The 26,958-nt window shown below is 36.6% G+C and carries 28 protein-coding genes; 15 read left to right on the top strand and 13 right to left on the bottom strand.

The features are described 5' to 3' along the window. The first annotated feature begins 5 nt into the window (after nt 1-5). Both rsgA and AC3FI7_RS01715 read left to right on the top strand, forming a co-directional pair. A complete protein-coding gene (rsgA, locus tag AC3FI7_RS01710) occupies nt 6-932 on the top strand; it encodes a ribosome small subunit-dependent GTPase A (protein ID WP_142722332.1) in 927 nt (308 codons plus the stop codon). Nucleotides 933-1,517: 585 nt separating this feature from the next. Next, nucleotides 1,518-1,934: a nucleoside-diphosphate kinase gene (locus AC3FI7_RS01715; protein ID WP_491461248.1), complete on the top strand. Its 417-nt coding sequence runs from the start codon at nt 1,518-1,520 to the stop codon at nt 1,932-1,934. Nucleotides 1,935-2,013: 79 nt separating this feature from the next. Here AC3FI7_RS01715 and AC3FI7_RS01720 read toward each other — a convergent pair whose 3' ends face one another. Next, nucleotides 2,014-3,861: an alpha-L-fucosidase gene (locus AC3FI7_RS01720; protein WP_491461249.1), complete on the bottom strand. Its 1,848-nt coding sequence runs from the start codon at nt 3,859-3,861 to the stop codon at nt 2,014-2,016. Between the two features lie 152 nt (nt 3,862-4,013). Here AC3FI7_RS01720 and chrA point away from each other — a divergent pair, with 152 nt between their 5' ends. The 3 genes from chrA to chrI are packed head-to-tail and all read left to right on the top strand — an operon-like array spanning nt 4,014 to nt 5,856. Beyond that, nucleotides 4,014-4,235: an MNIO class RiPP chryseobasin precursor ChrA gene (gene chrA / locus AC3FI7_RS01725; RefSeq protein WP_142722333.1), complete on the top strand. Its 222-nt coding sequence runs from the start codon at nt 4,014-4,016 to the stop codon at nt 4,233-4,235. A 2-nt stretch (nt 4,236-4,237) separates the two neighbouring features. Then, on the top strand, nt 4,238-5,335 hold the full coding sequence (gene chrH, locus AC3FI7_RS01730) for an MNIO family chryseobactin maturase (RefSeq protein ID WP_343658180.1): 1,098 nt from the start codon (nt 4,238-4,240) through the stop codon (nt 5,333-5,335). A gap of 29 nt (nt 5,336-5,364) precedes the next feature. Then, nucleotides 5,365-5,856: a chryseobasin maturation helper ChrI gene (gene chrI / locus AC3FI7_RS01735; protein WP_491461250.1), complete on the top strand. Its 492-nt coding sequence runs from the start codon at nt 5,365-5,367 to the stop codon at nt 5,854-5,856. Between the two features lie 214 nt (nt 5,857-6,070). Here the strand turns inward: chrI and rpe are convergent, their stop codons facing one another. Beyond that, nucleotides 6,071-6,721: a ribulose-phosphate 3-epimerase gene (gene rpe / locus AC3FI7_RS01740; RefSeq protein WP_343658182.1), complete on the bottom strand. Its 651-nt coding sequence runs from the start codon at nt 6,719-6,721 to the stop codon at nt 6,071-6,073. A 122-nt stretch (nt 6,722-6,843) separates the two neighbouring features. Then, nucleotides 6,844-7,917 carry a chryseobasin maturation metalloprotease ChrP gene (chrP, locus tag AC3FI7_RS01745; RefSeq protein WP_343658183.1) on the bottom strand — a complete coding sequence of 358 codons (1,074 nt, stop codon included), beginning with the start codon at nt 7,915-7,917 and terminating at the stop codon, nt 6,844-6,846. 51 nt (nt 7,918-7,968) lie between these two features. On the opposite strand from chrP, the gene AC3FI7_RS01750 reads away from it, so the two are divergent. Continuing rightward, complete coding sequence (locus AC3FI7_RS01750; protein ID WP_291898382.1) at nt 7,969-8,673, top strand: DUF4294 domain-containing protein; 705 nt, start codon at nt 7,969-7,971, stop codon at nt 8,671-8,673. A gap of 24 nt (nt 8,674-8,697) precedes the next feature. On the opposite strand, the gene AC3FI7_RS01755 is transcribed toward AC3FI7_RS01750, so the two are convergent. Next, nucleotides 8,698-9,114 (bottom strand): NUDIX domain-containing protein, encoded by a 417-nt coding sequence (locus AC3FI7_RS01755; RefSeq protein WP_142722339.1) that lies wholly within the window; start codon nt 9,112-9,114, stop codon nt 8,698-8,700. Between the two features lie 86 nt (nt 9,115-9,200). Next, nucleotides 9,201-9,875: a tRNA (5-methylaminomethyl-2-thiouridine)(34)-methyltransferase MnmC2 gene (mnmC2, locus tag AC3FI7_RS01760; protein ID WP_491461251.1), complete on the bottom strand. Its 675-nt coding sequence runs from the start codon at nt 9,873-9,875 to the stop codon at nt 9,201-9,203. Between the two features lie 85 nt (nt 9,876-9,960). On the opposite strand from mnmC2, the gene AC3FI7_RS01765 reads away from it, so the two are divergent. The 6 genes from AC3FI7_RS01765 to AC3FI7_RS01790 all read left to right on the top strand — a co-directional run bounded on the left by AC3FI7_RS01765 (nt 9,961) and on the right by AC3FI7_RS01790 (nt 15,080). Next, nucleotides 9,961-11,031, top strand: coding sequence for a branched-chain amino acid aminotransferase (locus AC3FI7_RS01765; RefSeq protein ID WP_002980018.1), 1,071 nt, complete (start codon nt 9,961-9,963; stop codon nt 11,029-11,031). A gap of 175 nt (nt 11,032-11,206) precedes the next feature. After that, entirely contained in the window at nt 11,207-11,719 is a 513-nt protein-coding gene (locus tag AC3FI7_RS01770) for an FKBP-type peptidyl-prolyl cis-trans isomerase (protein WP_491461252.1), read from the top strand. A gap of 81 nt (nt 11,720-11,800) precedes the next feature. Continuing rightward, on the top strand, nt 11,801-12,838 hold the full coding sequence (locus tag AC3FI7_RS01775) for a peptidylprolyl isomerase (RefSeq protein ID WP_291898669.1): 1,038 nt from the start codon (nt 11,801-11,803) through the stop codon (nt 12,836-12,838). A 154-nt stretch (nt 12,839-12,992) separates the two neighbouring features. Further along, nucleotides 12,993-13,568: a hypothetical protein gene (locus AC3FI7_RS01780; RefSeq protein WP_491461253.1), complete on the top strand. Its 576-nt coding sequence runs from the start codon at nt 12,993-12,995 to the stop codon at nt 13,566-13,568. A 114-nt stretch (nt 13,569-13,682) separates the two neighbouring features. Continuing rightward, complete coding sequence (locus AC3FI7_RS01785; RefSeq protein ID WP_142722343.1) at nt 13,683-13,904, top strand: hypothetical protein; 222 nt, start codon at nt 13,683-13,685, stop codon at nt 13,902-13,904. Between the two features lie 153 nt (nt 13,905-14,057). Beyond that, complete coding sequence (locus tag AC3FI7_RS01790) at nt 14,058-15,080, top strand: hypothetical protein (protein WP_491461254.1); 1,023 nt, start codon at nt 14,058-14,060, stop codon at nt 15,078-15,080. A 59-nt stretch (nt 15,081-15,139) separates the two neighbouring features. On the opposite strand, the gene AC3FI7_RS01795 is transcribed toward AC3FI7_RS01790, so the two are convergent. From AC3FI7_RS01795 to AC3FI7_RS01830, 8 genes are all read right to left on the bottom strand, one after another. After that, nucleotides 15,140-15,370 (bottom strand): hypothetical protein, encoded by a 231-nt coding sequence (locus tag AC3FI7_RS01795; protein WP_142722345.1) that lies wholly within the window; start codon nt 15,368-15,370, stop codon nt 15,140-15,142. A gap of 1,065 nt (nt 15,371-16,435) precedes the next feature. After that, on the bottom strand, nt 16,436-17,794 hold the full coding sequence (locus AC3FI7_RS01800; protein WP_491461255.1) for a M20/M25/M40 family metallo-hydrolase: 1,359 nt from the start codon (nt 17,792-17,794) through the stop codon (nt 16,436-16,438). 3 nt (nt 17,795-17,797) lie between these two features. Then, the gene (locus tag AC3FI7_RS01805) at nt 17,798-19,156 is read right to left on the bottom strand and encodes a M28 family peptidase (RefSeq protein WP_491461256.1); all 1,359 of its coding nucleotides are present in this window, start codon (nt 19,154-19,156) and stop codon (nt 17,798-17,800) included. A 3-nt stretch (nt 19,157-19,159) separates the two neighbouring features. Next, nucleotides 19,160-20,563, bottom strand: coding sequence for a M28 family peptidase (locus AC3FI7_RS01810; RefSeq protein ID WP_491461257.1), 1,404 nt, complete (start codon nt 20,561-20,563; stop codon nt 19,160-19,162). Nucleotides 20,564-20,618: 55 nt separating this feature from the next. After that, nucleotides 20,619-21,863, bottom strand: coding sequence for a DUF1015 domain-containing protein (locus AC3FI7_RS01815; protein ID WP_142722348.1), 1,245 nt, complete (start codon nt 21,861-21,863; stop codon nt 20,619-20,621). A gap of 2 nt (nt 21,864-21,865) precedes the next feature. Then, the gene (locus AC3FI7_RS01820) at nt 21,866-22,831 is read right to left on the bottom strand and encodes a D-2-hydroxyacid dehydrogenase (RefSeq protein WP_142722349.1); all 966 of its coding nucleotides are present in this window, start codon (nt 22,829-22,831) and stop codon (nt 21,866-21,868) included. Nucleotides 22,832-22,954: 123 nt separating this feature from the next. Continuing rightward, nucleotides 22,955-24,019 (bottom strand): 3-phosphoserine/phosphohydroxythreonine transaminase, encoded by a 1,065-nt coding sequence (gene serC / locus AC3FI7_RS01825; protein ID WP_491461258.1) that lies wholly within the window; start codon nt 24,017-24,019, stop codon nt 22,955-22,957. 113 nt (nt 24,020-24,132) lie between these two features. Further along, on the bottom strand, nt 24,133-24,483 hold the full coding sequence (locus AC3FI7_RS01830) for a 4Fe-4S binding protein (RefSeq protein ID WP_002980006.1): 351 nt from the start codon (nt 24,481-24,483) through the stop codon (nt 24,133-24,135). A 59-nt stretch (nt 24,484-24,542) separates the two neighbouring features. Between AC3FI7_RS01830 and AC3FI7_RS01835 the strand changes: the two genes are divergently transcribed. From AC3FI7_RS01835 to AC3FI7_RS01845, 3 genes are read left to right on the top strand one after another with little or no spacing between them, the layout of a single operon-like run. Continuing rightward, nucleotides 24,543-25,577, top strand: a complete 1,035-nt coding sequence (locus tag AC3FI7_RS01835) for an aldehyde dehydrogenase family protein (protein ID WP_343658188.1) — start codon at nt 24,543-24,545, stop codon at nt 25,575-25,577. Between the two features lie 47 nt (nt 25,578-25,624). Beyond that, complete coding sequence (locus AC3FI7_RS01840) at nt 25,625-26,059, top strand: peptidylprolyl isomerase (protein WP_228451149.1); 435 nt, start codon at nt 25,625-25,627, stop codon at nt 26,057-26,059. A 41-nt stretch (nt 26,060-26,100) separates the two neighbouring features. After that, a complete protein-coding gene (locus tag AC3FI7_RS01845) occupies nt 26,101-26,790 on the top strand; it encodes a Bax inhibitor-1/YccA family protein (protein ID WP_142722353.1) in 690 nt (229 codons plus the stop codon). Nucleotides 26,791-26,958: the final 168 nt, after the last annotated feature.

Genomic DNA, 26,958 nt, shown 5'->3' on the forward strand with positions numbered 1-26,958 from the left:
TATCTATGAAAGGAAAAATCATTAAATCTACAGGCAGTTGGTACCAGGTTTTGGAATTGGAAACACATAAAATTTTCGAGGCCAGAATCAGGGGTAAATTCAAATTGATAAAAACCAGACTTACGAATCCGCTTGCTGTAGGAGATTTTGTTGAGTTCCAGCTGGAACAGGATGATATTGCATGGATTACGAAAATTGAACCACGTTCCAATTATCTGATCAGAAAATCAGTGAACCTTTCAAAAGAAGCTCATATTATTGCTTCCAATATAGATCTGGCATGTTTTATTTTTACCCTGAAGCATCCTGAAACATCCTTAGGATTTCTTGACCGCTTTCTGGCTTGCTGTGAAGCATATAATATTACACCGCTGATTCTTTTCAATAAAATTGACGTTTTACACGAAGAAGAAATTGAAATTGTAAAAGACATTGAGTTCCTATATCAGGAAATCGGTTATGAAACACTTGAAATTTCTTCCTATTCCAAATTAAACCTGGATCAGCTTCAGGAAATTCTTAAAGATAAAACTTCAGTATTCTTCGGCCACTCCGGTTGCGGGAAATCTACTTTAGTGAATGCTTTGCAGCCGGGGCTGAATTTAAAGACGTCTGAAATTTCAGATACTCACCTGAAAGGAAAGCATACTACAACGTTTGCACAAATGCACTTCTGGGATTTTGGCGGAAATGTTATCGATACTCCTGGTGTTCGTGAGTTTGCGATGATTGATATTGAAAAAGAAGAAGTACAACATTACTTTCCTGAGATTTTCAAAAAGAGGGAAGAATGCAAGTTTCACAACTGCCTTCACGTCAATGAACCGAAATGTGCCGTTATTGATGCCCTTGAAACAGGCGAAATTCAACATTCCCGCTATGCTACTTACATTAAATTGATGGATGAGGCTGAAGAAGCTTCCCAGAAATAAAAGGACAGACATTTCTTTTATTATGTCACATGAATTCGGACAATCTGTATCATTTTATTTTGGTGTCATATAAAATAATATTCTAATAAATTACTTCCTTAAAGATCAAATTTAAGATACATAGAAGCATTTGTTTTTTATGAATTATTTTTTTTGAATTTTAATGAAAAAAAATCTGTTTTTGAATAATTCCACTTTTTGGCACTATCTTTCTCATAAATAACTCCAATTTTGTCACATTTTGATTGAGCTTGAAAAATGATACTAAGGTAATTTTGGCTATTGCAATAATAGCAAAAAAAATGATAAAATTATTTCATTTGACTTTTTATGTTGTTGAAAATTATGGAATTAGTAAAAAAATGTGGTATTTTTTTTGAAATAAAAAACCCAGCCGAAGCTGGGTAAAAACTAATAACCATGAAAACTCAAATTAAACATGAGAATCGCAATAGAATAAACAATTACTGTGCCAAAGTTTAGTTCATGAATTCTTAATAAAAGTTATTTTTATGTTAAAAAAAAATTAAAATAAAAATCAAAGATATTTTTTGTAATTTTGCGCCACTAAAAAAATATACATTTATGTCTAACATTACATTCACTATGATTAAGCCTGATGCAGTTGCTGACGGACATATCGGTGCTATATTGGGTAAGATTGCTGAAGGAGGTTTTAAAATCAAGGCTTTAAAATTAACTCAGCTTACAGTTGCTGATGCAAAAAAATTCTATGAAGTACACGCAGAAAGACCATTCTACGGAGAATTAGTAGAATTCATGAGCTCTGGTCCTATCGTAGCTGCAGTTTTGGAAAAAGACAATGCAGTTGAAGACTTCAGAATATTAATCGGTTCTACCAACCCTGCTGAAGCTGCAGAAGGTACCATCAGAAAAATGTTTGCAAGAAGCATCGGAGAAAATGCTGTTCACGGTTCGGATTCTGACGAGAATGCATTAATCGAAGCTCAGTTCCACTTTTCAGGAAGAGAGATTTTCTAAGAAAATCGTCTTACAAAATAAAAAATCCGGAGAACTTCTCCGGATTTTGTTTTTATATGAATTTGTATTTCATTTCCTGCTAGAGATTATTTTCAACAGCTCCCACATTTTCTCTGTACAATTCAACAGGTTTATCCAGCAAAACTGCAATGACCGTCATCTGTTTATCCTGCCTTTGTTTAGGAATATCAATGTAAATGATTCCCGGTCTGTCGCTCCAGTACAGCTTGTTGTAAACCGTGTGAGTAAGCATACTTCCTTCACCTACGATTCTTATTCTGGCAATGTTATTTTTTATTCCTTTCAGCGCAATAGGACCGGTGGGAGTTCCTTCTACAAAAAGATAAAGAGTCTGTTTGTCTTTTGATAAAGCGCTCATTCCCGGGAAGTGGCCTGCCGGCAGTCCTTGCCCTGTCTCAAATAAGGCTTCTGCGTGCTTGCTTATCCATTGCAGTGTTTCGGGGTTGGTGGTAGGCGTTGTTTTGATTTTCATGTCAAGGCCATCCTGAGTGAGACCGCTATGAGTCAGTAAATTATGGCCATAATTCAGGGCGTTGGCAATATCATAGGCGGCTTCCTGAGTATCTTTATTTTCCAGAATTTCAGCCAGCAGATATTCTTCCTTTTTAAAATCATTCAGAAATGTAGGCGGAGTGTCAAATATAAGTTCTGCGACAGTGACATCTTTGTCAAATTTTATATTGGAAAAATTCAGTGTCAGTATTTTTTCAGTATTATAATTCATTTTAACCTCAGCGGACGGATCTCCAATGATCTTTACAGAAAGAGGTTTGGTTGCCAGTCCGTAAATCTTTGCAAAGTTTTTGGCTTCTTCCAGATAAAGGAATAGAGATTTTTTGGTGGCTGACCAAGAAGATTTTCCTTTATAATGATCAAAAGGAATTCCGCGGGTTGTTTCATAAATGGCCTGTTGATTTTTAGACGTCCAGCGCCCCAGGTTTTTAAGAATTTCCACTTGTTCCTCAGGAATAGTGCCATCTGATTTCGGACCGATATCAAGCAGCAGATTTCCCCCCATGCTGATGACATCTGCGAGAGTTCTGACAATCATATTGGGTGTTTTGTAGTTTTTGTCGTATGGTTGATATCCCCAGGAGTCATTCATGGTATAGCAGAGTTCCCAATATGGATTCTGTGGCGGAATTACCGGAATCCCCTGTTCAGGAGTATCATAATCTCCATGATTGTTGAGCCTGGAATTGATAATAATATTGGAATTGAATTTTCTGAGTAAATCCAAAGTTTGAGTTGCTTTCCATTCCTCGGAAGTATGCTCCCAGTCTCCATCAAACCAAAGAAGGTCAGGAGCATACTGAGAGGAGAGTTCATTAAGCTGACTCTGATAATATCGGATAAATTTCTGCCAGCGCGCCGGCTCATTTTTGAGTTCGTAACGTTTTTTTGTCCGGGTATTGATGTCATAATACGAATGGCTCCAATCCGGCAATGAGAAATAAAGCCCTGTTTTTAATCCTGACTTTTTCAGGGCAGAAATAAAAGGACTTAAAACATCTTTTTTCGCCAGTGCGTTTTGGGGAATGCTTGTCGCTTTTTCTGCCTTTGAATTCCACATTGAAACTCCGTCATGATGTTTGGTTGTAATAACCGCATACTTTGCCCCGGATTCTTTAATAAGATTGACCCATTGCTCAGGCTGATATTTTGCAGCTGAAAAACCATTCAGCTGTTTCATATAATTTTCATGGTTAATGTAATTATTGAAGAATGACCAGGATTCGGAGATTCCATTGACGGAGTAGATTCCCCAATGAATAAAGATACCCAGTTTGGCATTTTTAAACCATTCCATCTTTTTGCTGTTGTCAGCTGTTTGTGCTTCTACATCCATACTACCCGCAGATAATATCAGTCCAAGGAAAACAGCTTTAATCAGACTGCTTTTCATATATAAATTTATTTTACATTAAATATAAATAAAGAAACATTACAGGATAAAATAGTTTTTAATATTTATTGATAATTGTTATCTAAGCGTTCCTTATTATTGTAATTTTATAAATGGAACGTTTATTGTAAAATTACCTGAAAAAAGAAATTATGAAAATTCCGGCAATATTAATGGCAAGTTTGTTGGCAGCAGGAGTATCTGCACAGACTACTAAACCTTTGACTAAAACAAAAAAGCCTGTTAAAAAAGTAAAAAAAGCTGCGGCTTCGGATACGGTCGAAAAGAAAAAACCGGGAACTCCTAAACCGGTCGTAAAAAAAGATACACTTGTACTTCATGGATACGGCTGCCCGGCCTGCGGAATGGGGTAAGGATGAAAAGACCAATGTTAGGATTGTCAATGATGGCAGAAGCTGATTTTGTTTCTGCTATTTTGCCATTGATGCAGAATAATTCCATCGATGTGCTGGAGTGGTCTTTTGACACTCTTTATCATATCCATGAACCAGACTGGCTTCGTGATCTGTTAAACTTTTATGCAGAGAACAGCCGTTTGATAGGGCACGGAGTTTATTACTCTCTGTTTGATGCAAAATGGACAGAAAGACAGGAAGAATGGCTGCAAAAGCTTAAAGAAGAAGTCAGACTGCGGAAATACAATCATATCACGGAACATTTCGGTTTCATGAATACCGAAAATTTTCATCAGGGAGTGCCATTGCCGGTACCTCTGCATTCCAGGATTTTACAAATAGGTAAAGACAGGCTGTGCAGACTTCAGGATGCTGTAAATATTCCTGTAGGTATAGAAAACCTGGCTTTTTCATTTTCTATGGATGATGTTAAAGAACAGGGAATATTTCTTGACAGACTAACGGAGGATACCAATGGCTTCCTGATTCTTGATCTTCATAATATTTACTGCCAATCCTGTAATTTCGAAGTAGGGATGCAGGAGATAATTAATTTATACCCTTTAGATAAAGTAAAAGAGATTCATCTTTCCGGAGGAAGCTGGCAGGAGAGTGTGTATGGGAAAAAGCAGGTGAGGAGAGATACCCATGATGGTGTTATTCCACAGGATATTCTTTCTGTTTTGCCGTCTGTACTGAAACAATGTCAGAATCTGGAATATATTATTATTGAGAGACTCGGTCATACTTTAAAAACTGAACAAGAAAAGGTTGATTTTCTGAATGATTTTAATACCGTTAAGATGATTATTGAAACTTCAGGGCTGAAACTGAGACAAGGGGGTACCTGGAGTAAAAAAGAAATGAAACTCTCAGAGAAACCTTTGGAAGACCTGGTTTTATACGAAGAACAGTCAAGGCTTACCAGGCTTCTTTTTGATAAGATGGGAGCAGAAGCTATTCAGGGGCAGGACTTTCGTTATTTTAAGACAGAAAATTGGGATTCCGAAATGATTCTTACCGCACAGAACATCATTAAAAAATGGAATCCTTATTAATTTTATTCTGATAACCAAAATCAAATTATATGAAAATGACAACATTGGTATTGATCATTACTGCCGTCCTCACTGCCTTGATAGGAGGGCTTTTTTATGCTTATTCATGTTCGGTAGTTCTGGGGTTGGGAAAACTCTCTGATATGGAATACCTGAAGGCAATGCAGAGCATTAACCGGGAAATCCTGAACCCTGTTTTCTTTATGAGTTTTATGGGAACTGTAATTCTTCTTCCGGTTTCTACGTTTTTATTCCGTGGGCAGCAGCCTGTTTTTATTTTTCTTCTGCTGGGCACGCTGGCGTATCTGATCGGGGTTTTCGGAGTAACGGTTGTTGGGAATGTCCCTATGAATGATGGGTTGGATAAGTTTGGTATTTCAGGTTCTACGGTGGAAGCTTTAAGGCAGATGCGGGAAAATTTTGAAAACAGATGGAATTTACTGAATAATATCAGAACGGTCTTTTCTGTCATTTCTATCATTTTTGTGATATGTGCCTGTATCTGGAATAAAGAAATATAAAAATTATCAATGGAATAAGTAAAAATACTTAAATATTAAATTCGGTATTTCTACGGATGTCCACTCATGGTTTTATTCAGATCTTTGTGTTGTTAGTAAGACAGTTTTAAACATTTTCAAAGAATTGAAAAAAGATTATAACCAAGACGACTTAAATTTCCAAGCAAGAGAAAAGGCAGCCAATGGCTGCCTTTTGTGTATATCAGATCATCAGTTAAATCTTTAAAAGTTCGATTGTTCTCTCAGGACTTTCAGCTGTGAATACAGCATTTCCGGCAACAAGAACATCAGCTCCGGCTTCAAAAAGTTTGGAAGCGTTGTCAAGATTTACTCCTCCGTCTATCTCAATAAGCGCAGTGGAATTGTTGCTTAAAATCAGGTCCTTAGTTTCAGCTATCTTTTTATAGGTGTTTTCAATGAATTTCTGTCCTCCAAATCCTGGATTTACACTCATTAATAATACTAGATCCACATCTGCGATAATATCTTCAAGCATTAATACCGGAGTGGATGGATTTAAAACCACACCTGCTTTTGCTCCTTTGCTCTGAATATGGTGGATGGTTCTGTGAAGGTGGGTACATGCTTCATAATGTACAGAAACAAGGTCTGCGCCAAGATTGATGAATTCATCAACGTATTTTTCAGGTTCCACAATCATCAGGTGAACATCTACAAACTTTTTAGCATGCTGCTGAACGGTTTTCATCACAGGAAAACCAAATGAAATATTGGGAACAAACCTGCCATCCATCACATCAACGTGTATCCAGTCGGCCTGAGAATTATTCAGCATTTCAATGTCTCTTTGCAGGTTCCCAAAGTCTGCAGATAAAAGGGATGGAGCAATAAGCTTCGTTTTCATTTTTACTTTTTATACTTTTTATTTAGATATAAGACACTGGATCTCAGATTTCAGATCTTTAACGAGCAGAAATATGCAGCCATTTGAGTCTGGTGTCTGCTGTCTTATATCTGAAATCTCAATTAATGATATTTCAGTTTCATTTCCGGCTTGATCTTAAGAACGGTTTCATAGATAAGTTTGATTACATTACCTACGTCTTCTTTAGATACCATTTCTACCGTAGTATGCATATAGCGCAAAGGTAAGGAAATTAAAGCACTTGGTACTCCGCCATTAGAATGGGCAAAGGCATCTGTGTCGGTTCCTGTAGCTCTGCTGGCTGCGGCTCTCTGGAAAGGGATTTTTTTAGCTTTTGCAGTATCAATGATCAGTTCTCTGATGGTATGGTGAACGCTCGGTGCAAAGAATACCACCGGACCTGCACCGCATTTCTGATCACCTTCCTTTTTCTTTTCAATCATCGGAGTTGTCGTATCATGGGTAACATCTGTTACAATAGCGATATTCGGTTTGATAGTGTCAGCGATCATGTCTGCTCCGTACAATCCAACTTCTTCCTGTACAGAGTTGGTAATATAAAGCCCGAACGGGATTGTTTTTTTATTTTCTTTTAAAAGTCTGGCTACTTCAGCAATCATAAAGCCGCCGATTCTGTTATCCAGAGCTCTGCAGACAAAATATCGGTCATTCATTTCAAAGAATTCATCCGGGTAAGTGATCATGCAGCCTACAAAGATTCCCATTTCTTCCACTTCTTTTTTGGAAGTGGCACCACAGTCTATAAAGATGTTTTCAATTTTTGGAGTAGGTTCATTCTGGTTGGTTCTGGTATGAATGGCAGGCCAGCCGAAAACCCCTTTTACAATTCCTTTTTCTCCGTGGATATGGACTACTTTCGAGGGAGCGATGGTCTGATCAGAACCTCCGTTTCGGATAACGTAAATCAGTCCGTCATCAGTAATATAATTTACATACCATGAAATTTCATCTGCATGTGCTTCAATCACTACCTTAAATTCAGCTTCCGGATTAATGATCCCATAACAGGTTCCATAATGGTCTACCTCTATTTTGTCCACGTATGGTCTGATATATTCCATCCAGACCTTCTGTCCTTTATGTTCATAACCTGTTGGTGATGAGGTGTTTAAATAATTTTCTAAAAATTTCAAAGATTTCTTTTCAAATTTCATAAAAAGGAATGATTTTTGCGTTTAATTTTTGTTCTTATAAGTGTAAAAATAATGAATTTTAGTAAGATTATCTGCCTTTTTATTCTCTTTTTTGGAGTCAGTGTTTTTGGTCAGAAGGATGGTATTGTGGCAAAACCACTTAATCAATACCCGCCTGAATCCCTGAAAGTGGATGAGTTTGGCAATAAGTATTATTATGACGAACAACAGAAGATCAAGGTTTATGAAATCAATGGGGAGCCTGTAGTTGTTTTGGATGAATTGGTTTTAGTGAATAAACCCCGGTTTAATAATCAACTTGATAAGAATTACTATTATTTTCTGAATAAAAAGCTCTACAGAGTTTATCCCTTATTTGTCACTGCATTGCAACAGTACAGAGATATTCAGAAAGATATGACTGATATGGACAGCAAAGCCAAAAGAAAATTTGTAAGAGAAAGGCAGAATATACTGGCTGACCAATATGAAAAGCAACTGAGAGATCTTACGACTACCGAAGGGCAGGTTTTTGCAAAGCTGATGAACAGAGCTACCGGAAAGAATGTATTTGAAATCATCAAAGAACTGAGAGGAGGATGGAGTGCTTTCTGGTGGAATGTAAAAGGAAAAATGGCTGATATTGATCTGAAAGACCGTTATGATCCCCATGCGAACAGAAGTGATGAATTCATAGAATCCCTACTGCAGTCTAACTGGAACTCAGGGTATCTGCAACCTTATCCGGGAGCCAATGATTTTAAAGTAAAGAAATAATAATATAAATTCCTGTAAGAATGCTTACAGGAATTTTTCTTTTAACTTATCAAATACAATTTTGTCTATGGGAAGCGGGAAAGGATTGTCAGGCCTGTCGATTTCAATCCATTCTGTTTTTTCAATGCAGGGGTCCAAAATAAGAAAGTCTTCTTCATTGATGATATCTACTATATAATATATGGTAAGAAGCTGCTCATTTTCTCTGAAGCGGGAAACCAGGAAGTTTTCCTGAGTATAGAAATGTTCAAGAACATTTATTTTTACATTCAGTTCTTCGTCAAACTCACGATGCAGACACTCCAGCACACCTTCTCCATATTCCAATCCGCCACCCGGAAATTTCATTAAAGGTTCGCCAGCATATTCTTCAAATAAGGTTAAAACCTGTTTGTCTTTTACCGCACATGCATACACTCTAATGTTGATCTTATCTATCATATAATATAACGTATAATATTTGTATAGCTAATGTAAGGAAAATTTATAGAGGTAAAAAAGTTAAATAGTGAAATACTTTTGCCTTTCTAGAGTTTTACTGCATTGATCATCTCTCTTTTTCCCGGCGGGCCCTGTTTTTTTTCAACCTGGAAATTCAGCTCCTGAAGGATTCTTCTAACGCTGCCTTTTGATGAATAAGTTGTTAATAATCCGTTAATGGCCATTTTGTCAGAAACGAGTTCGAATAATGGCTTTTCCCAAAGGTCAGGCTGTACTCTTGCGCCAAAGCAGTCGAAGTAAACAAGGTTGATTTTGGGCAGATCAATGTCTTTCAGGTCAAAAAAATCACATTCTATCTTTTTTAAGTTGAATCCACTAATAATTTCTACTGACTTTTCCCAATCTGACAGATGAATTTTCTGATAAATATTTTTTAACTCTGGGTTATCAAAAAGTTCAAAGTAGGCTAAATCTTTAACTTCGGATTCATTTATGGGGTATTTTTCGAGTGAAAAATAATTGATGACATGATTTTTGTCAGTTTTTAAATATTCATTAATTGTTACCAAAACATTCAAACCTGTTCCAAAACCGAGTTCTAAAATATTAATTTCGCAATCATTTATCAGATTTAGTCCATTTTTGATAAACACGTGTTCGGCTTCCTGTAGCGCTCCGTGATGAGAATGGTAGTTTTCATTTAATTTACTGATAAACAGTGTTTTACTGCCGTCGTTTGTGGTCTTAATTTCTCTTTTCAAGCTATTTTTTTGTCAAATTTACTCTAAAATTTTTATATTTAGAAAATTATGTTAAATTTGTAGAACATCGTAAAAATTTTAAAAAATGATAATTCAAAAAACTGAAAACTCCAGAATTTCTACATTTGACCCTAACAATTTTTCATTTGGTAATACTTTCATTGATCATATGATCATTTGTGAGTATGAGAACGGAAAATGGGGGGATGTAAAATTAGTTCCTTACGGTCCGATTCCATTTACGCCTGCCATGATGGGGGTAAATTATGGACAAGCTTGTTTTGAAGGTATGAAAGCCTATAAAGACAAAGACGGGCAGGTTTTCCTTTTCAGGCCTGAAAAGAATTTTGAACGTATCAATAAGTCAGCGAAGCGTCTTGCTATGCCTGAAGTGACTGAAGAAATGTTTTTAGACGGATTAAAAGCATTAGTAGATATAGACAGAGATTGGATTCCACAGGGGGAGGGAATGTCTCTGTATATCAGACCTTTGATTTTTGCTACAGAGGAAGCTTTGAAAGCAAGAGTTTCTAATAAATATATGTTTGCTATCGTTGCAACGCCAGCGAAGAGTTATTATTCAGAGCCGGTATCAGTGAAAATCTCTGATCATTATTCAAGAGCTGCAAACGGAGGAGTAGGTTCTGCAAAAGCTGCAGGGAACTACGCTGCTTCTTTCTATCCTACACAATTGGCTATAGAAGAAGGATATGAGCAGATTATCTGGACAGATGATGCTACTCACGAATATTTCGAAGAGAGTGGTACAATGAACGTTTTTGTAAGAATCAACGATACGATCTATACCCCTCCAACTTCTGAGAAAATCCTTGATGGGGTAACAAGAGACAGCTTTATTCAATTGGCTAAGAGAAGAGGAATCGAAGTGAAAGTAGAGCCTATCGCTGTGAAAACAGTCATTGAAGCTTTAAAGAACGGTTCTCTTAAAGAAGTTTGGGGAGTAGGTACGGCTGTAGTTACCACTCAGTTCCAGGCTTTAGGATACCAGGGAGAAAAACTTGATCTTCCAAGATTATCTGATGAAGAAAGCTTTGCAGCGATCCTTAAGAAAGACCTTGTGGACTTACAAACCAACCTGTCTGAAGATCCTTTCGGATGGAGAGTTATTGTAGATCACGCTTTAGAAACAGTATAATAGCTTATAAATAACAATAGGAAAGCCGGGGTTTTTCCCGGCTTTTTCGTATCTATCTATGTATTTATAAAAATGAGTGGGTAGTTTAAGATCAGATACATATTTTATTACATTCGCACATTTCTTAACCAAGTTTTGTAATTGATTCGCGAAATGTGTATTTTCGCAAAAGTTTATGAAAAAAATACTCTTCATATCAGCTATAAGCCTGTTGAGCTGCAACAGGAATGCCCAGACGGCCCATCCTCCTGTAGGTGGTGTTTTAAGCCAAAAAGATCTGGATGTTTCTAAAAACAGGATGAAAAATTTAAATACGATAGAACGGGGACAGATCCAGGATTGGATCACTGGTCAGTCTGTAAAGTATTATCCAACGCAGCTTAATTACTGGGTAACGGTAGAAGGTTATGATCAGAGAGAAAAAAGGAAAGATGAGACCATGATTTCCTATTCCTATGATCTGTATGATTTTGACGAGACTAAAATCTATGATAAGCCTTTTGAAAGGAGAGATGCCAGATTTGGGCATTTTGATGAGCTGAAAGCGGTGGAGAATGCTTTACGTTTTATACGTGATGGAGAGGAAGTAACGCTTTTGGTACCATCTTCTCTGGCTTACGGAACCTATGGAGACGAAAAGAAAATAGACAACGATATCCCATTAATCATAAAATTAAAAGCTCTATAATACATGAAATTGTTTAACAAGAATATAATTCTGGCAGCGGCAAGTATTTCGCTGATGAGTTGTACCCCAATTTATAAAAAAATGAACGTAGACAAAGAAACTTACGAAGGTCTTAATGACGGACTTTATGCCAATCTTCAAACTACAAAAGGTAACATGATTGTGAAGTTTGAGGACAAGAAAGCACCAGTAACTGTAGCCAATTTTATCGGTCTTGCAGAAGGGAAAATCGATAACAAAGCTAAGGCTAAAGGAGTTCCTTACTATGATGGAACGATTTTCCACAGAGTGATCAAAGATTTCATGATCCAGGGAGGAGATCCTCAGGGAACAGGAATGGGAGATCCCGGATATAAATTCGAGGACGAAAGAAACGACCTTAAGCACACTGGGAAAGGGATCCTTTCTATGGCTAACTCAGGACCTAACACAAACGGTTCTCAGTTCTTTATTACTGAAGTGGCAACCCCTTGGTTGGACGGAAGACACACGATCTTTGGAAAAGTGGTAAAAGGTAATGAAGTGATTGATGCTATTGCTAACGTTGAAAAAGGAGCTCAGGATAAACCTAAAACGGATATCGTTCTAGAAAAAGTTTCTGTTTTCAGCAAAGGTGACGAGTACAAACACTACGATGCAGCTAAAACCTTCAACGAAGGAAAAGCTAAAATCGCAGAAAACAATAAAGCTTTTATCGCTAAAGAAGAAGCTGAAAAGAAGAAAAAAGAAGAAGAATTTAAAGCTAACCAGGAGAAATTGGTTGAAAGCCTAAAAGCTGGTATGCAAAAAACTGAATCAGGTCTTTACTATAAAATCACAAAGACAGCTGACGGTAAAGCTCCAAAAGCTGGTGATAATGTATCTGTACACTATGCAGGTAAATTAGTAGACGGTACTGAGTTTGATTCTTCATTCAAAAGAAATGAGCCGATCGAAATTCCAATCGGAATGGGAAGAGTAATCAAAGGATGGGATGAAGGTATCCTGTTATTGAAAGAAGGTGAAACTGCTACATTATTGATCCCGCCTGCAATGGCTTATGGGGAAAGAGGTGCAGGAGGTGTGATCCCGCCAAACTCCTGGTTGGTTTTCGATGTTGAGCTTGTAAAAGTAAAATAATTGAATCTTCAAAATATTGTAAAAAGCCGTCCGAAAGGATGGCTTTTTATTTTGCTCAAAATATTCTGTAACGATCTGAGTAAATAGTACGACCTATTTTAACAGTTGGAAAGGTTAATAATTTTTTCTGGCAGAAATATAACACCCTTCAATCATGAAAACCAAACCACTTTTCTTTCTGTTCGTTTTGCTGTCGCTTACGGTTTTTTCGCAGACCAAGATAAATCCTGACGATGCAGCGATAAAAAAATCACTTACCTATTTTGTAAACAGTATTCAATCCAAAGAGATAGACCAGGCAGTAAGCTGTATTTATCCAAAATTCTTCACCATCGTTTCAAAAGAGCAGATGACTCAGATTTTGAATATGACTTACAATAATCCATTTATGAAAATTGAAGTACAGGATCTAAAGTTTGGAAATATCGAAAAACCTGAACTCATTACCGGTGAGTATTTTTCTATTACCCATTATTTTTTAAAACTGAAATGCAATGTCAGCTCATTAAATGATGATATGAAAAAGAAAATGAACAGTGCCTTAACAGCTAAGTATGGTACAAATAATGTAAAATATTTGGCGACCGAAGGTTCCTATCTTATCAACGCCCATATGAAAGCCTGTGCTGTTGCAAAAGATAAAAAAGCTTGGAAATTTGTTATCCTTGAAAAGGAATATAAGAAAGAACTGGTAAAAATCTTACCGAAGAAAATTCTGGATCAATTCTAAGGATTGGAAATGAGCTGTTTTTGTTTTTCTGTAAATACCGTAAAAATACGGATTTCAGTAAGGAGTTATTACTTCTATCTTTATCCGGCACTTATAAGAAACAAAATATAAAACATGTTTGATCTGAATTACGATTGGATAAAAAAGGAAATAGAGTCGGAGGTATGCGATGAACACAGTCTGCATCCGGAACTGATTAAAACAGATGAAGGCTTCGGTATCAAAGCCTGCTGTGAGCCTTTCAGGGAGAAAATGGTTGAAAAATCCGGAAAAATGATTGAAGAGGAGACCCAAAAGATCCTCGAAAAAATGCTGAAGAATATGTTTAAAGAATAAATTTTTACGATGTGATGATAGCACTTGTTGTTATCACGGGAGCTGCTCCGGAAGGAGTGGCTTTTTTTGGTCGAGAAATGTGGTGGCTTTACGGGTTTCCGTAAGGTATATTATATACAACTAATTAGTTTTGAGGTTTAAAACATTTAACAAATGAAAACAATACTACTTGTAGGAAATGGATTTAACTACATGATTGAAAACTGGATTAAAAATCTTTCAGAAAATTTTGTAAAGGAAACAACTGGTGAGGAAACTGTCAGCATAACAGAAAAAATCCATGAAATAACTACGCTATGGCAAAAATTCAATGAAATTTTTGAAGAAATTAAAACTAAGAACCCTAAACTTAATGAGGAGGAATTAATAAGGATTATTTATTCAGTTATTGATCTTTTTTCTTCCATGGATGGACTTGAAAAGATTATGGGACGTGATAAACTTGAGCAGCTAAAAGGTTTGTTTGACTCCTTGCTTTTGGAAAAAATTAGAGACATTGCTTTAGAGTTTAAAAATCACCATGAATCAGTGGGATATAAAAATATAAAAAAGCTATTTCCTGATTTTGGAAGTAGATTTTCTAAGATGCTTAGTGATAAAAAATCTAAATATTTTCACATTTTTACAACTAATTATGATGGAGTTCTGGATACATTATTAACAGGTAATCCTCATGGATTTATTTTTCAAGATGGATTTGGAAGCTATACAAGAGAGTTTTTAAAATTTTATAATTATAATATTGAATACGATAAAATTATATGTCATTTGCATGGGTCATATCTTTATCAAAAGATTTATGGTATGACTTATAAATTAAGAGATAATATCGAAAATACGGATCCAGTAATGATTTTTAATAATCCAGATTTTAAGGAAGATATAATTAAAAGAGATACAGTATTGTTGCAGTATTATGAAATTTTGAAAAATGATTTAAAAGATGCCGACCAACTAATAATATTTGGAAATTCTATGATTAATGAACCTCATATTAAGAGTTTAATTAATAAATATGGAAATAGGGAGGATTTGAAAATAATTATTTTTTCTACTAGTCCTGAAAAGGTTTCTGAAGAATTAAAAGGTATTTATAAATTTAATGTTGAGGAAGTAAATACAAAAGAGGTTTTAGACATGGATGCTTTTTTTACTGAACTTGAAAATAAACTATAAAAAACCGCCCCAAAAGAGCGGTTTTTCAAGTAAAAATAAATTGAAAGTTATATGTTTTGTTATCTTTTCTTCATACTCGTTCCGGCTAAAGAACTGATGAATACAAGGCCAAACCCGATATAAGCGGCAAATGCCGTCAGGTATATAATTAAGCTGTTAAAGCTTGGTTTTGTGGCGTATACCAACACAGAAAATGCAGCAAAACTCAACACCAGCATTAGGCTCCATATATGCAATTTCGCAGCATCTTCATTTCTCTTAAAAATCATTTCAAAAAACGCTCTCATCATTACTAACATTTTAAGGGTTATACATTAATTTATATGATAAAGGCACTCATCACGGTAAAAAGAATAAATTCCTTTACAGGGTTAAGGTTCATGATGACTTTGCCATTTATTTATATCATGATACCGGGCTGAAAGTCCGGGATATTTTTGTTTTTGAATCAATAAATGATTCCTGGTTATTGTGATACCAGTTAGATACGGGTGCAAAAATGCTGTGAAAAACTAACGGGGGTTAGTCAGTCACGGGCCCGTATCTTTTACGGCATCGTAGAAAAAAAAGGATTCATATACTAGATATGAACTTGAATCGGTGGAAAAACTGAAAATCCACAGAAAACCTTTTTTCTCATCCTTAGTGTTTTTTTAATTTTTTCTCAATAATTTACATGCCAATATTATGCCAAAGTTTGCTTTCTCCGATTAACACTTTGTTTCACGGGATCGTTAAGGCCAGTATTGGAACGTGTTTTCATCTGTTATTTCCTTAAACGTAGAAAAATTTTCTGTTTTTTAGGACTAATGATTGTTTACGAAGAAAATATTACGGAAAAGAATTATTTTTATGTATTTAAAATAGCAAGTTATTGAACATCCCATAATAACTATTCAATTCGTATCATTTGTGAAAACATTAATGACATTTGTGTTTAATTGAATAAACCACGAATAACACCAATTAAACAGTTCAACAGAATCAATAGGAATGGGCTTTAGCCCATTTTATATTTTATGAATATCTTTCGATGGCTTTAGCCGAAACTTATAAGAGTGCCACAGATTGACATGGATGCCTGCGTATATTTTTTTACAAATATAATTGGATAGTTAAAAAAATATTCATCAAAAGTATCAATCATTCTTATCAATCTGTGAAATCCAGTTAAAAACATTTTTACAATTATTATAAGTTTCGGCTAAAGCTAATGGATAATACCTTTTAAGTAAACAGGCTTAAGCCCGGCCCTAAATTAAAGCGAGTATCATAATATTCTGTGTTTCCTGCTGTTGTATGGTTCTGTCATAAATATTTAAAAAGAAAACCGCCTTTACAGACGGTTTCATATTTTACCAGTTTTTATCGATCATATAAATTATATGTGTTAAAGCTGCAGCGCCTAATAAGAGTTCTCTCCGGTTCACTTTTTCAAAAGTATCTTCTTCGGTATGGTGAATATCAAAATAACGCTGAGAATCCGGCATCAGTTCGGCGGCGGGAATTCCCATATCGTGAAGGGGATAAAGATCTGTTCCTGAAAAACGCTCTTCAAAATTATAAACTCCGTAAGGAAGGAAGAGATTTGACCAGCTCTTGATCTGGTTTCTTTTGGTGTCATCCATATCCAGGGCAATTCCTCTCGGCGCAAAGCCTCCGGCATCTGTTTCTATGGCGAAAATATGTTTTTCATTCTTCTCTTTTACTGTTTTGCCGTATTGGATTCCTCCTTTTACTCCATTCTCTTCATTGGCAAAACAAACAACACGGATGGTATGATTATTCGGAATTCCTAATTTTTTAAAAGTCCTCAATACCTCAATGCTCTGCACAATGCCGGCTCCGTCGTCATGCGCTCCTTCACCCACATCCCATGAGTCTAGGTGACCACCTACCACAATGATACTTTGGTCTTTTTTTCCGGTGATTTCACCAATGACAGAGTGGGAGAGTTTCTCTCCTTTCATTCCACAGTTGGAGTTAAGTTTTGCATTAACTTTTTGGCTTTTTAATAAGGCTTCCAGTTCATCTGCGGTGGTACTTCCAATGGCTACGGCAGGTATTTTAGACACTTTTTCTTCATATCGCATTGCTCCGGTATGGGGAACATCGTCAAATGCAGAGGAAAGTGATCTTACGATGGCAAATTTACCTCTTTTTTTAGCTGTTAAAGAAGCCGCGGTAGTTCTGTACTTTGCAGCATCACCGTATGCTTTAAAGGTTTCTATGAAAGACTGACTGAAAGCATAGTTAAAGAATACAATTTTATCTTTCACCTTCTCAGCAGGAAGTTTATCATATTCTTCCATGGATTTTACCATGATGATTTCTCCTGAAATATCTTTTCCTCCGGTTCCTTCAGAGTTTCCGAGAGAAAGCATTTTAAGGTTTTTCCATTTTCCGTTACCGGTTTGGATGTGCAGGGATTCTTTTCCTCTTACCCATACCGGGATCATCACTTCCTGAAGCCAGACTTTATCAGCTCCGGCATCACGAAGCTTTTGTTCAGCCCATTTTACTGATTTTTCGTAAGCCTCAGATCCGCTTAAACGGTGTCCGATATTTTTTGTAAGTTCTCTCAGCTCAGCATATCCTTTTCCGTTGTTCAGGATTTCTGTAGAGATTTTTCTGAACTGGATGGAATCATCTTTGGTTTGGCCAAAAGCAGTCAGTCCAAAAAGCAATAACGAAGTTGCTACTATCTTTTTCATTGTTTACCAATTTTTATCAATCATATAAATAAGTTGTGTCATCACCGCAGAAGCCAATAGCAGTTCTCTTCTGTTGACTTTTTCAAAAGTGTCCTCTTCAGTATGGTGAATATCGAAATAACGTTGCGGATCAGGAACCAGTTCAGCGGTAGGAACTCCCATTTCGTGAAGCGGAGCAATATCTGATCCGGAATATTTTCCCTCAAAATTATAGACTCCATAAGGCAGAAACAGGGTGACCCAGCTTTTGATCTGGTTTCTTTGAGGTTCATTCATTTCCAGAGAAATTCCCCGCGGTGAAAAGCCTCCTGCATCTGTTTCTATGGCAAATATGTGTTTTTCATTATTTTCTTTGGCGATTTTGCCATATTGTTTTCCACCTTTTGTGCCATTTTCTTCGTTGGCAAAACAAACTGCACGGATGGTATGGTTATTTTGTATTCCTAATTTTTTAAAGGTTCTCAATACTTCAATACTCTGCACAATACCTGCTCCGTCATCATGAGCACCTTCCCCTACATCCCAGGAATCGAGATGCCCTCCAACTACAATAATGTTTTGGTCTTTTTTTCCGGTGATTTCACCAATGACAGAGTGGGAGAGTTTCTCCCCTTTCATTCCACAGTTGGAATTAAGTTTAGCGGTTACTTTTTGTTTTTTCAATAATGCCTCGAGTTCATCAGCTGAAGTATTTCCGATGGTTACCGCCGGCACTTTGGGAATGTTTTCATCATAGCGCATGTTGCCGGTATGGGGTACATCGTCGAATGCGGAAGAAAGTGACCTTACAATAGTAAATCTGCCCCCTTTTTTTGCGGTTAAAGAAGCGGCAGTTCTCCTGTAAGCACCTGCTTCACGATATGAAATGAACGTTTGTACATTTCCCTGGTTAAAAGGGTAATTGAAAAATACAATCTTATCTTTTACTTTTTCAGCAGGAAGCTTATCGTACTCTTCCAGTGATTTTACCATAATAATATCTCCTGAGATATCTTTTCCTCCGGTTCCTTCAGAGTTGCCAAGCGAAAGCATTTTGATCTTTTTCCATTTTCCGTTACCGGTTTGGATGTGCAGGGATTCTTTTCCTCTTACCCATACCGGGATCATCACTTCCTGAAGCCAGACTTTATCAGCTTCGGCATCACGAAGCTTCTGTTCAGCCCATTTTACTGATTTTTCGTAAGCCTCAGATCCACTTAAACGGTGTCCGATATTTTTTGTAAGTTCTCTCAGCTCAGTATATCCTTTTCCGTTGTTCAGGATTTCTGTAGAGATTTTTCTGAACTGGATGGAATCATCTTTGGTCTGGCCAAAGACAGCCATTCCAAAAAGCAATAACGAAGTTGCTACTATCTTTTTCATTGTTTACCAATTTTTATCAATCATAAAAATTAACTGTGTCATTGCAACGGCACCTAGAAGAAGCTCTCTTTTATTTACTTTATCAAAGGTATCCTGCTCGGAATGGTGATAGTCAAAATATCTTTGTGTATCTACAACAAGTTCTGCTAAGGGTATGTCAAGTTTTTTTAAAGGAGAGATGTCCTGTATTGCTTCTGTTTGATCGAAATCATAAACACCATAAGGAAGGAAATAGTCTTTCCATGGATAGATCAGCCTCCTTCTTTGAGGAGACATATCCAAAGAAAATCCTCGTGGAGAATATCCTCCGGCATCAGTTCCTAAAGCAAATACATGTTTTTCCTCTTTCTTTTTTACATAAGCGGCGTACATTTCGCGGCCCTGTCCTCCGTTTTCACTGTTGGCATACAAAACTACTCTGATGGTGTGATTATTTTCGTATCCAAGCGCTTTTAACGTCCTTAAAACTTCAATACACTGCACAACACCTGTTCCGTCATCAATGGCGCCTTCGCCAACATCCCAGGAATCAAGCTGGGCACCTAAAACAATTACTTTAGAATCTTTTTTGCCCTGAATTTCAGCAATGATATTGGGATTGGTGGTATCGCTTTTAGACTGTGCGGTCATATTGATTTTAGCGGTAACTTTTTGACTTTTCAGGGTTTTCTCCAATTCATCCGCAGATCTTACCCCGATAGACAAAGCCGGAATTTTAATTTTATCATCCGGTTCGTAGTAAATCATTTTGGCATGCGGAGTATCATCATTGGCTGTTGTCAATGATCTTATAATTAATGCTTTGGCACCTGTTTTAGCGATGACAGAGGCAGAAATTAATTTTGATTTTGCGGTCTGTAAATAGGAATCACTGGTATTGATGATTTTAGGATCTATAGGAACATTCACAAAAACTATTTTGTCCTTTAACTGGCCTATTGACATGGCATTAAGCTCCGAAGTGGAATTAATTAAAACAATTTCACCTGTCAGGTCTTTGCCGCCTGTTCCTTCGGAGTTTCCAAAAGAAAGCGTCCTGATATTTTTCCAGTCTCCGTTTCCGGCTTTTATCTGCAGGGATTCTTTTCCTCTGATCCAAACCGGGGTTTTGGCTTCCTGCCTCCAGATCATGTTTATGCCGATTTCCTTAAATTTTTTTTCTGCCCATTCTACGGCTTTTGCATACCCTGGTGTGGCACTGAAACGTGGTCCGATTCCTTTGGTAAGCTCTCCCAGATTTTCATAAGCAGCGCCGTTGGTCATAATTTCATCCGAAATTTTTCTGAACTCATCATGATAATTGAATTTGGCAACCGTTCCTTTTTTTGCCGGATTTTTTTGTGGCTTTTTTTGAGAAAATAAAAATCCACTCAAAAAGAGTGGAAGTATAATGAATATTTTTTTCATTTATTATTTACCTTTCTTTTTCCATTGATAAAATTAGGGAAAAAATAGGAAATTATTAAGGTTTCATATCATACATTACTAAGGCTGTAATCAATTTTGGCTCAATGAATGTACATTTCGGAGGCATGCTTAGTTTTAAGTCTGAAATTTTAATCATATCATTAAAACTTACAGGATAAATTCCGAAACCGACTTTACCTTCACCGTTATCCACTTTTTCTTTTAAAATATTGATTCCGTTGATATTGGAGGTTCCTTTTACATAAGAAATAAGCTCAGAGCTGTCCGGATCTTCAATTTTCAGAATATTTTTGAAAATATACTTGTCTAAAAGGTGGTGATCCAGATTGTCCAGAGACATTTCCTTGGAACGAAGATCATGCTTTACGTGAAGAGAATAAAACTTACCGTCCATATACATCGAAATGTGGAACTTTTGAGAAGGGTAGTATGGTGTTTCTCCTTTTTCGTGAATGAGGAAGTACTGCTCAAGTTCTTTCAGGAACGTTTCGGATGAAATACCGTTCAGGTCATGTAAAATTCTGTTATAATCATGAATTTTAATGGATTGGTTGGAAACGATAAAACTGTATACAAAGTTATAAAGCTCTGTGCCGTTATGTCTTTTATTTTTATCTTTATGACGTTTTGCGTTCAATGCAGTAGAACCAATTCTGTGATGTCCGTCGGCAATATAAAAAGAGTCTATCTGATCAATCACTTCTTTAAACTGCTGAAGTTTAAGACGGTTATCTATTCTCCATATTTTATGTCTGATACCGATAGAGTCAACATGATTAAAGATGGGAACATTTTTTTCCTCATGATTCATCAGCAACTCGATTTTTGAGTTAGCAGGATAGGTAAGAAGCACAGGCTCAGCCTGTAAATTTACTTTCTCAAGATAATGAGCCAGCTTTTCCTTCTTCTGAGGAATGGTACTTTCATGTCGTTTGATTTTTCCATTCCAGAAATCTTCAATACTCGCTAATCCCAGAAGTCCTCTGAACACCTGTTTGTTGGGGTAGATCTGCTCATAAAGATAATAGGCTGAATTGTCCTGAACGAGTTTCTTCTCTTCCAGAAGTTCTTCAAATGTAGAACGGATTTTTCTCAGATTCCGGTCAATATCTTTAGATTTACTTACGACATATGGTTTGATCATATTGATGTAAGTATTTTCAACTTGAGCTTTCTCTGCAATCTCTTCCTGGGTGAAATTATCCAGTGGATGGGTAGGGAAAGTGCTCTCAAAGTCTCTATGAGGTCTTATTCCACGGAAAGGTTTAAAAACAGGCATATTTATCTTATAGTTTCTTTTTGTAGCTTAATAATTTGTTCCGCAAGTTCGATACCGATTTTCTCCTGTGCATCCACTGTATTTCCTCCAACGTGGGGTGAAAGGGATAGGGCAGGATTCATCAGTAAAGGTAATTCCGGGTTCGGTTCATTTTCAAAAACATCCAATGCCGCTCCGGCTACTTTTCCTGATTCGATAAAATCAATCAATGTTACTTCATTGATGACGCCACCTCTTGCAGTATTCACGATATAGACTCCGTCTTTCATCTTTTCAAACTGGGGGGTGTCTATAATATATTCGTTCGTTCTCGGCGTATTGATACTTATAAAATCTGCATTTTTAAGGAATGCATTCATATCATTGGTGGAAGTAATTTCAAAATTGACTGACTGTCCGTCGAAAAAGTTCAGGGTAAGAACTTCTGTTTTCGGGCTTCTTGTCAGAACAGTGACCTTCATTCCCAAACCAATTCCTATTTTCACAACTTCCTGGCCAATACTTCCAAAGCCGATTACTCCTAATGTTTTTCCTGAAAGTTCATACGCATTACCGAATGATTTTTTCATTGCATTGAAATGGGTCTCTCCTTCCAGCGGCATCAGTCTGTTGGATTCATGCAGAAATCTCGCCAGTGAAATGAAATGTCCGAAAACCAACTCAGCAACCGATTTTGAAGATGCAGTAGGGGTATTGATTACTCTGATCCCTTTACTTCTGGCATATTCTACATCAATATTGTCCATCCCGATACCCCCTCGTCCGATAATTTTAAGGCCGGGACATGCATCGATAAGATCCTGTCTTACTTTCGTTGCACTTCTTACCAGAAGAACGTCCACATTATTATCGTTTATAAAATTAATAACGTGATCCTGAGCCACTCTATTGTCCAGAATTTCAATTCCGGCTTTTTTCAGAGCATTTTCTCCGGCTTTTGAGATACCATCGTTTGCTAAAACTTTCATGAATTATTTGATTTAAAGATTGAAAGAGTTAAATATTTCAAAATTTTAAAACTGGGGCGCAAATTAGTAAAATTAAATGAACTGATTTTATATCTTTCAATCTTTGAATTTTTTATTTTTAATTTATTTGATAGATTTAATTACATCTACCAGAACCTGTACACTCTCAATCGGTAAAGCGTTGTACAAACTTGCTCTGTACCCGCCAAGACTTCTGTGTCCGTTCAATCCACTGATTCCCGCAGCTTTCCAAGCATTGTCAAACTCTTCTTTCTTATTTTCATCTGTAATTCTGAAAGAAACATTCATCAATGAACGGTCTTCTTTTACGCAGAAAGTTTCGAATAAAGGGTTGTTGTCGATCTCATCATATAAAAGCTTGGCTTTAGCTTCATTTCTCTGTTCTGCAGCAGCAATACCTCCATTTCTTTCAAGATACTGAAGGGTAAGTAATGATGCATATACAGGGAATACTGGTGGAGTATTATACATGGATTCTTTAGCGATGTGCTGGGAGTAATCCAAAATAGAAAACATATTTTCTCTTCCCGTTTTACCAAGAATTTCTTTTTTTATTACCACTAATGTAACACCTGCAGGCCCCATATTTTTCTGTGCCCCGGCATAGATCAGATCGAATTTAGAAAAATCAAGCTGTCTGGAAAAAATGTCAGAGCTCATATCGCAAACCATCAGGGTATCCACTTCAGGGAAAGTCTTCATCTGAGTTCCATAAATGGTATTGTTGGAAGTACAATGAAAATAATCATATACTGAGCCCACCGTATAGTTTTTAGGAATAAAGGAATAGTTTTCTTCTTTTGAAGAACCTACCACATCTACCGTACCTACTTTTTTTGCCTCTTTGATGGCTCCGGCTGCCCATGTTCCTGTATCCAGGTAAGCTGCTTTTCCACCTACTTTCATCAGGTTGTAAGGAACCATTGCAAACTGCAGGCTGGCACCTCCTCCTAAATAAAGTACTTCATAATCATCACCAAGATTCATCAATCTTTTTACAATGGCACGCGCTTCATCCATTACAGCAACGAAGTCTTTGCTTCTGTGAGAAATTTCAAGAAGAGACAATCCAATTCCGTTAAAGTCCAGAATAGCCTGTGCTGATTTTTCAAATACCTCCTGTGGTAAAATACATGGTCCTGCGCTGAAGTTGTGCTTTTTGCTCATATTTTTATTTTTTGGTTGCTTCCGGATTTGAAATTCCTTTAGCTTTATTTTTTGGTTAAGTTGGGATTGTTGGACAAAAAAACCGTCTCACAGATCATGAGACGGAAATTTTTTTATTCGCCGTGTAAGAATGCTTTTTTATTAAGCAGCGCTTCTTCAGATTCTACATGGTCTTCGTCAGGAACACAGCAGTCTACAGGACATACAGCCGCACACTGAGGTTCTTCATGGAATCCTTTGCATTCTGTACACTTATCTGTTACAATGAAATATACATCATCACTTACAGGTTCCTGTGGTGCATTGGCATCTACAGTAAGTCCCGACGGCAAAGTAATGGTACCTTGAAGAGCCGTACCGTCAGAAGCTTTCCAATCTACAGCTCCTTCATATATTGCATTGTTTGGGCATTCTGGTTCGCAAGCCCCACAGTTAATGCATTCATCAGTTATTTTAATAGCCATCGCTAATTTTTTTTAAATTTGCACAAAATTACAAAATATTCCCCAATTTTAAAGTAATTATGAATACCGAAAATCAAGTTTTAGGACTTATTAAGTTAAGCGATTATATAAAAGCGTTTTTAGCGAAGAAACCGGAAGATCACAATGAAGATGATGCCGATATTGAATTATTGTTAAAAAGGTCTGAAATAGAGAATCCGTGGTTTACTGTTGATAATCAGAAATTTGCTTTGACGCAATGGGCTGATCTTCTTACTGAAGAAAAGATTAAAAACTGGCTAGGAAATTATTCAATCTCTAAAACTTCAAAAAGAGTTGGACTTATTTTGGCGGGAAATATTCCTTTGGTAGGACTTCATGATGTCATTTCAGTAGTTTTGAGCCATCATATTCCTGTTATTAAGCTGTCTTCAAAAGATAAATATCTGATTCCGTTTTTATTAAAGAAGTGGAATGAGTTTTCTGGCGGAAATATTTCCTTTGAGTTTGTAGAAAAATTAGAGAACTTTGATGCAGTTATTGCCACTGGAAGCAATAATACGGCAAGATATCTGGAATATTATTTCAAGAATCATCTCAGCATTATCCGTAAAAACAGAACTTCTGTTGCGGTACTGAAAGGTGATGAGACAAATGAAGAGCTGCAATTGCTGGCAAAAGACATTTTCCAGTATTTCGGATTAGGATGCCGCAATGTAACGCGGATTTTTATTCCGCAGGATTTTGTGATTGACAGGCTGTTTGAGAACTTCTTGGGATTCCAGGATATTATCAATCATAATAAATATGCTAATAATTATGACTATAACAGAGCGGTTTATCTTCTAAACCAAGATAAATTCTGGGATAATAATTTTGTGATGCTGAAGGAGGATGATAAACTTTTCAGTCCGCTTTCAGTAATCAATTTCAGCAGATATGAATCCCTGGATGATGTGAAACACTTCATTGCAGAAAATGAAGAAAATATCCAGTGTGTGGTAGCAAAAGAGGAGTTGCGCTTGAGTGCTGTTCCGTTTGGAGAAGCGCAAAATCCGGACCTTGGTACCTATGCAGATAATGTAGATACAATGAAATTTTTAGAACTGGTCTGATTTTCGTATCTTCCATCACTTATTTCACCAAAAATAAAATGGATACTATGAAAAAATTATTGCTAGGGCTTGCTATTTTGGGTGGACAGTTGGTTTTTGCACAGAAAGTAACAGGTGCAAAGATTGAAAACGGTCCGCAAAAGGAAGTGCAGGCTACCATAAGTAAGGATAAGATCACTTTGTATAATGATAATTTCCAAAGATTTGTTGAGGCTTTACAGGCTTCTGACCGAAAAACTATTGATGGACTGATTTCTGATAAGGTAAAAGAAATTGTGACTGATGATGTACTTAAAAAGGTCAAAGATGGTATTGATCCCAATAAAAAGCTTGAAGTCTTAAAGGCCGGATATTATAAAACAATGGACGGAATCAATCATCCCAGTATTAAATATAAATATGCAGGAGAATCTTCTAAGGAAGTTATTGCTGCTGTCTTTGAAGATAATGGGAAAATCCTTGGGGTATTGCCTGTGAAATAAGGCTTCAATTTTATTTTTGATTAACTAAAAAAATATTAACTATGATGACAGATGTTTTAGTCGCTCATTCTTCGGAAGTGGAGAAAGCGAATTTTTACAAGAAGACGTATTTGCATGTTGCTTTATCAATACTTGCATTTATTGGAGTGGAAACAATATTATTGAAAACGGTTCCGGCAGAACTTATTGCGATGATGTTCGGTCAGCGATATATCTGGCTGTTGATTATCGGAGTTTTCTGGTTAGCTTCTGTTTTAGCTTCAAAATGGTCTCTTTCACAAAGTAAATCTACTCAGTATTTAGGGTTAGGATTTTATATTCTGCTGGAAGCCATTATCTTTATGCCTCTGCTTTTTATTGCTACTAATATTGAAGGTGGGGCTAATGTGATCTTTCAGGCTGCTACTCTAACTGTTGCCATGTTTGCAGGTATTTCTGCTGTAGCATTCACTTCCAAAAGAGATTTTTCTTTCTTAAGAAATATCATTGTAATCGGTGGGTTTATCTCTATCGGACTGATTGTAGGAGGAATGATCTTTGGTTTTAACCTTGGATTATGGTTTTCAGTAGGAATGGTGATCCTGGCCTCAGCTACCATTCTGTATCAGACAAGTAAACTGAAAGATTCTTATGGTACCAATCAGTATGTGGGAGCAGCATTACAGCTTTTTGCTTCTATTATGCTTTTATTCTGGTACATTCTGAGTATTCTGATGAGCAGAAGAAACTAATTGATAAAATGTATTAGCTTTAAAATATAGTCCCGGTGATACTTTCATCGGGATTCTTCTTTTTAACACTTATGAAATGAATTCAAGAATGACACGAATTCAATAGTAACGGGCTTATCCCGTTTACATAAATACATTCCAACCAAAGGCTTTATCCGAAACGTATAA

The organism is Chryseobacterium sp. TQ-BC-N36 (genome assembly GCF_058382295.1).